General features: G+C 69.5%; 5 protein-coding genes. All 5 read right to left on the bottom strand.

The annotated features are described in order from the left end of the window. Window positions 1-322: 322 nt before the first annotated feature. Window positions 323-1,150, bottom strand: coding sequence for a class I SAM-dependent methyltransferase (locus VKH46_15885; protein ID HKB72320.1), 828 nt, complete (start codon window positions 1,148-1,150; stop codon window positions 323-325). A 333-nt stretch (window positions 1,151-1,483) separates the two neighbouring features. Further along, window positions 1,484-2,362 carry a nuclear transport factor 2 family protein gene (locus VKH46_15880; protein HKB72319.1) on the bottom strand — a complete coding sequence of 293 codons (879 nt, stop codon included), beginning with the start codon at window positions 2,360-2,362 and terminating at the stop codon, window positions 1,484-1,486. Window positions 2,363-2,475: 113 nt separating this feature from the next. Next, on the bottom strand, window positions 2,476-2,823 hold the full coding sequence (locus tag VKH46_15875; GenBank protein ID HKB72318.1) for a YbjQ family protein: 348 nt from the start codon (window positions 2,821-2,823) through the stop codon (window positions 2,476-2,478). Beyond that, window positions 2,820-3,554, bottom strand: a complete 735-nt coding sequence (locus tag VKH46_15870; protein ID HKB72317.1) for a hypothetical protein — start codon at window positions 3,552-3,554, stop codon at window positions 2,820-2,822. Before VKH46_15870 ends, VKH46_15875 begins: the two co-directional genes overlap by 4 nt. Continuing rightward, entirely contained in the window at window positions 3,551-5,473 is a 1,923-nt protein-coding gene (gene dxs / locus VKH46_15865) for a 1-deoxy-D-xylulose-5-phosphate synthase (protein HKB72316.1), read from the bottom strand. Before dxs ends, VKH46_15870 begins: the two co-directional genes overlap by 4 nt. Window positions 5,474-5,802: the final 329 nt, after the last annotated feature.

The following is a 5,802-nucleotide window of genomic DNA, read 5'->3' as shown; positions in this document are numbered from 1 at the left end:
CGGCCGGGCGCGTGCCGCCCGCGAGACCCTGCGACCTACGCCCCGGTAGGCCTCGGGATCTCGCGGGCGACCCGCATCCCGGCGGGCTCGCGTCTCGCTTCGCCTCGCCGTCGTACTTGATCTCATTGAACGAACTCTGCGGTGCCTCGATTCCCCGTTACGCCTCTCGAATGGGACACGATCGAGGCGCGGCCAGACGCGAGCGAGACGCGCACCCACAGACCGCCGGACCCCACAGGCGTACCGTGGCGTACGTCGGAGGGGTACGGCGGTCGAAAACGCGCGTATTCGCTCGATGTATGGCCGCGCCGGCCAAACCAGTCTACCGGCGACGCCAGGTGCACAAGTCCTGAAACCCCATCAGCCCATGCTCGACGAACTCGACCGGGTCGAACCACGGCGACCACGCCGAACGCAGGTACGCCGCCGAATGGAACGCGGCGTCCTCGTTGAACGTGCCCCTACCCGGGATGAAGAGGAAACCGAGGTCGGCGAACCGGCGGCGTTGCGCCTCTGTCAGCGGTTGGGCCGCGGCGATCGCGGCGCCATGCGTCGAGAGGATGAACAGACCGCCCGGCCGCAACAGCCGCGCCATCTCCTCCGCCCACCGGCGTCCCGCCTCTTCCGAGAAATGCGTGAACACGGAAACGCAGATCGCCACGTCGAAGCGCCCCTCCGACAACTCGGTCGGAGGCAGGGGCGGGATCAACCGGAACCGCGCCGGCGCGAGCCGGCGGTCGGTCCAGGCCACGAGATCGCGATCGACGTCCGCGCCTTCGAGCTCCGCGACCTCCTCGAACCCGGCCAGATGGCGCGCGACGCGTCCGGCGCCGCTCCCGAAGTCGAGCCAGCGGGAATAGCTCGCGCCGGGTTCGCGGCAGCGGTCGAATGCCGCAATCAACTCCGAGGCAACCCCGCGCCCGATCTCCTCGAACTCGCGGCGGCTGCTCGTCCGCGAGACGCGGCGACGGAGCCGCGCGGGAGGGAGCGGCTTCCCGGCAAAGACGTCGCGGACGTCCGCGGGAAAGTCCCGGAGCCGGTGAGGAATCTCCCGCGCGGCGATCCGCAGGAACCGCCGCACCCGACGCGGAAGCGTGGCTCTGGCGATGCATCGGAGCGCCGATTTCACGCGCGCGCCGACGCTCGTCACGGCTTCCTGCCTGCGACGAGTGGCAGCCCGGCGAACCGGGAATCGTTGGGTGCATCGAGCAATACCCTTGCGGCCCCGTCTGGGCGCGAGGGCGCAAAGCCGGGCTTCGCGCCCTTCGCATCGCGGGGGACCCTCCGCGAAGTAATCGAGCGAAGGTCCCGCGATGCGGGAGCGGGAGCGTCGGCGAGGGGGTGGCGGTGGCGCGGTCGAGTCGCTCGTTCGACGAGCCGCGCCGCCGTCACTCGCTCCCGGTCCCCGAGCCAGCTCCCGCGACGCGGCAGGATGGCGCGCGCGATCCGGCGAATGGCACTCTTCACGCGGCCGTCCGCGCCGTTACCGTTTTTCTGGCAGTTGCGGCCGCTCGACCTGCGCGATGATCTTCCAGGCGCCGCCGGCGGCCCTCCGCCAGACGCGCGCGTAATATCCCGCGTCCGCGGCCGGGCCCGAGATCGCGTAGCTCCCATAGGTGTAGCCGAGATCCCCGGACGCCGACACGCCGCCGCCGGCGGGCGTCGTCCGGAAGGGTCCGCGGTGTCCGGTCTGCTCGGCGATCAGATGGAGGCCGACCACCGGGAGCGACCCGTCGCGATGGAGCCGCGCGCCTTCGAGCCATAGATCGGCGGCGGTCCTGGCGTTGGCCGAATCCCGGTCGCGCGCGAGGAGGGCCGTCCGCTCCGCTTCCGCGTCGACCCCCGAAGCGGCGGGCGCCGGGCCTTCCTCGCGCGCCGGCGACGAGAGCGTCGCCGGGCGCAGGGGGAGGGGACTGGACGAACCCGGCGTCTTCGTCCCGACGTCCGCCGCGACCTTCCACCTTCCGTCCGGCTGCCTTTTCCACACCGAGAAGAACCACCCGCAGCGCGGGGGCTTCTTCGACTCCGACCGGTCGGTGATCACGTAGCGCCCGGTGTCCCAGCCCAGATCGCCGTCCGACGATGCGTCGGCGATGACCGGCTCCCAGTCGAGCGTGAAGGGGGCGTTCGCGTCCGGGTTCTTCGAGAGGGAGTCCGCCGCCCGCGCGGGCTGCGGCTCGAAATCGATCGCGTCGGGAGCGAAATATTCCGAAAACGCCGCGCGCATGCCCTTCTCGACGCACATCGCCGCGAACGCCCGCTCCTGCTCCGCGATCTCGAGCGCGGCTTTCGACGGCAAAGGCGCTTGTGCTGCCACGGTCATGACGGCCGTCGCGACGAAAGAGAGTGAGAAAGCCGACACGGCGATCCCCCGGACGATCCCCGAAAGATGATTTGAAACGTCACCTCTCGTCGGTTCGGACGACGACAAGGCGCGGCGAGGCGCCCGTCCGGCTCGATGCATCGCCGGGCCCACTAGCGACTTTCCGGGACGACCGTCACGGCGGTCCCGTACGCCAGAACCTCGGTCACGCCCTGCATCACTTCGTTCGCGTCGTAACGCATCCCGATGATCGCGTTGGCGCCCCGTTCGGCCGCATGCTTCAACATCACCTCGAAGGCTTCCTCCCGGGTCTTCTCGCAGAGCTCCGTGAAGAGCGTGATGTTCCCGCCGACGAGAGTCTGGAGCGACGCGCCAATCGTCCCGAAGACGCTCCGCGAGCGCACGACGATGCCGCGCACGAGCCCGATCGTCCGCGTGATCCGGTAGCCGGGAAGGTCGTTGCCGGTCGTAACCAGGTGGGAGTCGATCCCGTTGATCATCGCGCCTCCTTCTCCTTTTCCCCCGCGCGGACGTCGCGCAGGAGGAGCGTCGATTCGAATTTCCGCTTCCAGATGATGAGCGAGACCTCGCCGCCCGACTCGACGCGCTCCGGATAACCGTCGGCCCCGATGATAATGGTGAAATCCAGCCGCTTCGTGAACCGCGGCCGCTTCGCCAGATTGAAATTCACCCGGCGCAGCGCGCCGGCCGCGTCGAACCGCGCACGGCCCTCGAGCGCCCCCTCGAACTCGCTCCGGGGCCGAAAGACGAGATCGACGCCCGCTTCCGGCGCCGGCGCCTCGGAAAACGCGTAACGGTCGCGGAACCGCGGGTCGAACGGCGAGGGGAAGTCGTCCTTCGGCTTCGACTTCGCCCTCGCGCGCCTTCCGGTCTCCTCGTCGGCGCGGGCTTGCGCCGTCACGTCGCGGCCGTCCTTCGTCGCCGAAAGGATCTCGCTACGATGCGTCCCGCCGCGGTTGACGACCCGGGCGGATCGGGTGACCGACTCCTTGAGCTTCCCCGCGCCGTTCCAGGTCTTCAGCGCGAATTCGTAGACGAAGGAGCCGTTGGCCGAAACCGCCGCCCAGCGGCGCTGGACGCCCCATCCGGTGTCGAGGAGCGCGGGGCGGGAAAGAGAGTCGGCCGGAAGATCCGCCGCGACCGCCGCCGCGCGGAGCGGAACTGCGATCGAGAGAGCGAGGGCGCCGAGAACGATCCCCCGCCGGCTCACCGTTTCCGCGGAACGGCGACCGGGCGCGCGACCTTCGCGCCGAAGACGTCCTTCGCCGCGGAGACGATTCCCTCCTCGTCGATCCCGACCTCGCGCCACTGCTCCTTCTGCGTCGCGTGCGCGATGAACCGGTCGGGAATCCCGAGAGAGACGATCTCGACGTCCTCGATCTTCATCTGCCCGAGGGCTTCCGCGACGGCGGAGCCGAAGCCGCCGGCGATCGCGTGGTCCTCGACGGTGACGAGCTTCGATCCGGGGAGGATCGTCTCGGCGATGGCTTCGCGGTCGAGCGGTTTCACCCAGCGCGCGTTGACGATCGTGAGGTCGATCCCTTCCTCCGCCAGGCGCTCCGCGGCGCGGAGCGCCGGCATCACGCGGTTGCCGGCCGCCCAGATCGCGCCGGATTTGCCGCGGCGCAGGACCTCCGCCTTCCCGACGGGCAAAACCCGCGGCGGGCCCTCCATCGCCGCTCCCTCTCCCTCGCCGCGGGGATATCGCACGGCGACGGGATGCCCGATCGTGAACGCCGTCGCGAGCAGGTGCCGCAACTCGTCCTCGTCCTTCGGCGCCGCGACGTGCATGTTCGGAAACACGCGAAGGTAGGTCAGGTCGAACGCGCCGTGATGGGTGGGGCCGTCGGCGCCGACGAGCCCCGCCCGATCGAGGCAGAAGACGACCGGAAGGTCCATCAGACAGACGTCGTGGAACATCTGGTCGTAGGCGCGCTGCAGGAACGTCGAGTAGATCGCCGCGACCGGCTTCATCCCCTGCGTCGCGAGCCCGGCAGCGAAGGTGATGCCATGCTGCTCGCATATCCCGACGTCGAAGAAGCGTTCCGGGAAGCGTTTGGCGAACTTGTCGAGGCCCGTGCCCTCGGGCATCGCCGCGGTGATCGCGACGATGCGCGGGTCCTTCTCGGCGAGCTCGACGAGCGTGCGGCCGAAGACCGACGTGTAAGAGGGCGGCGGCGGCGCGGCGGCCTCCTTCTTGGGCGACTCTCCGGTCGCCACGGCGAACGGCGACGCGCCATGCCATTTGACCGGGTCGCTCTCCGCGATCGCGTATCCCTTCCCCTTGAGCGTCCGCACGTGGAGGAGAACGGGGTGGTCGGCGTCCTTGACGGCGCGCAGCGCCGAGACGAGCGCCGGAATCGAATGGCCGTGGACCGGTCCGACGTACCGGAAACCGAGGTCCTCGAACAAAGTTCCGGGCACGAGCGCCTTCTTGGCCGCGTCCTTGACCTCGCGCGCGACGTGGAGGAGCCGATCGCCCACGAGCGGAATCTTTTCGAGAACCTTCCCGGCCTCGTCCCGCACGCGGTTGTAGATCTGCCCCGACACGATCCGGTTCAGGTATCCCGACATCGCGCCGACGTTGGCGGAGATCGACATCTCGTTGTCGTTCAGGATCACGAGGAGCTTCCGGTTGAGATACCCCGCCTGGTTCAACCCTTCCATGGCCATGCCGCCCGTCAGGCCGCCGTCGCCGACGACGGCGATCACGTGGAAGTCCTCCTTCTTGAGATCCCGCGCGACCGCCATTCCGAGCGCTGCGGAGATCGCCGTCGACGCGTGCGCGGCGTTGAACGCGTCGTACTCCGACTCCTCCCGGGACGTGAACCCCGAGATGCCCCCCTTCTGCCGGAGCGTCGCAAATCGCTCCCGCCGCCCCGTCAGGATCTTGTGCGGATAGGTCTGGTGGCCGACGTCCCAGACGATCCGGTCCACGGGCGTGTCGAAGACGTAATGGAGGGCGATCGTCAGCTCGACCGCGCCGAGGCCGGAGGCGAGGTGTCCCCCCGTCTTCGAGAGACGATCGAGCATGAACTCCCGGATCTCGGCGGCGACCTTCGGCAGCTCCTCTTCGGGCAGCTTCCGCAGGTCGAGGGGCGAACGGATCGAATCGAGCATCCGACTCATTCTATCGCGGCAGCCGGCGCGCGGCCCGCGCCGGCTAGTGTCCCGAGTCGGAAATAGCTGTGGCGGCGCGCCTGCGGCTTGCGGACGAGGGCCAGACGCGTCGCGGGAGCAGATGCCGTTCGCACCGCCGATTGCCTCGCGCCGCCCGAACCCGAAGGGCGCCAGCCGACGCAACGCCGCCATCGTTCGCAATGCGCTGGCGCCCTTCGGGTTCGGGCGGCGCGAGGCAATCGGCGGTGTTGCCGCGACCAGACGATGCAAAGGCATCGCCGTCGCCGCGTCGCCTAGCCGCTTACCCCGCGGCGCTCCGAACGACGCCATAGCTATTT

This window comes from Thermoanaerobaculia bacterium, assembly GCA_035260525.1.
GTDB lineage: Bacteria > Acidobacteriota > Thermoanaerobaculia > UBA5066 > DATFVB01 > DATFVB01.
Note: the sequence above shows the minus strand (reverse complement) of the source record. Positions and strands in the feature narration are given on the sequence as shown.

Coding starts and splice junctions, on each gene's coding strand:
- VKH46_15875 (HKB72318.1), bottom strand. CDS start 2,823: ATGATCAACGGGATCGACTCCCACCTGGTTACGACCGGCAACGACCTT.
- dxs (HKB72316.1), bottom strand. CDS start 5,473: ATGAGTCGGATGCTCGATTCGATCCGTTCGCCCCTCGACCTGCGGAAG.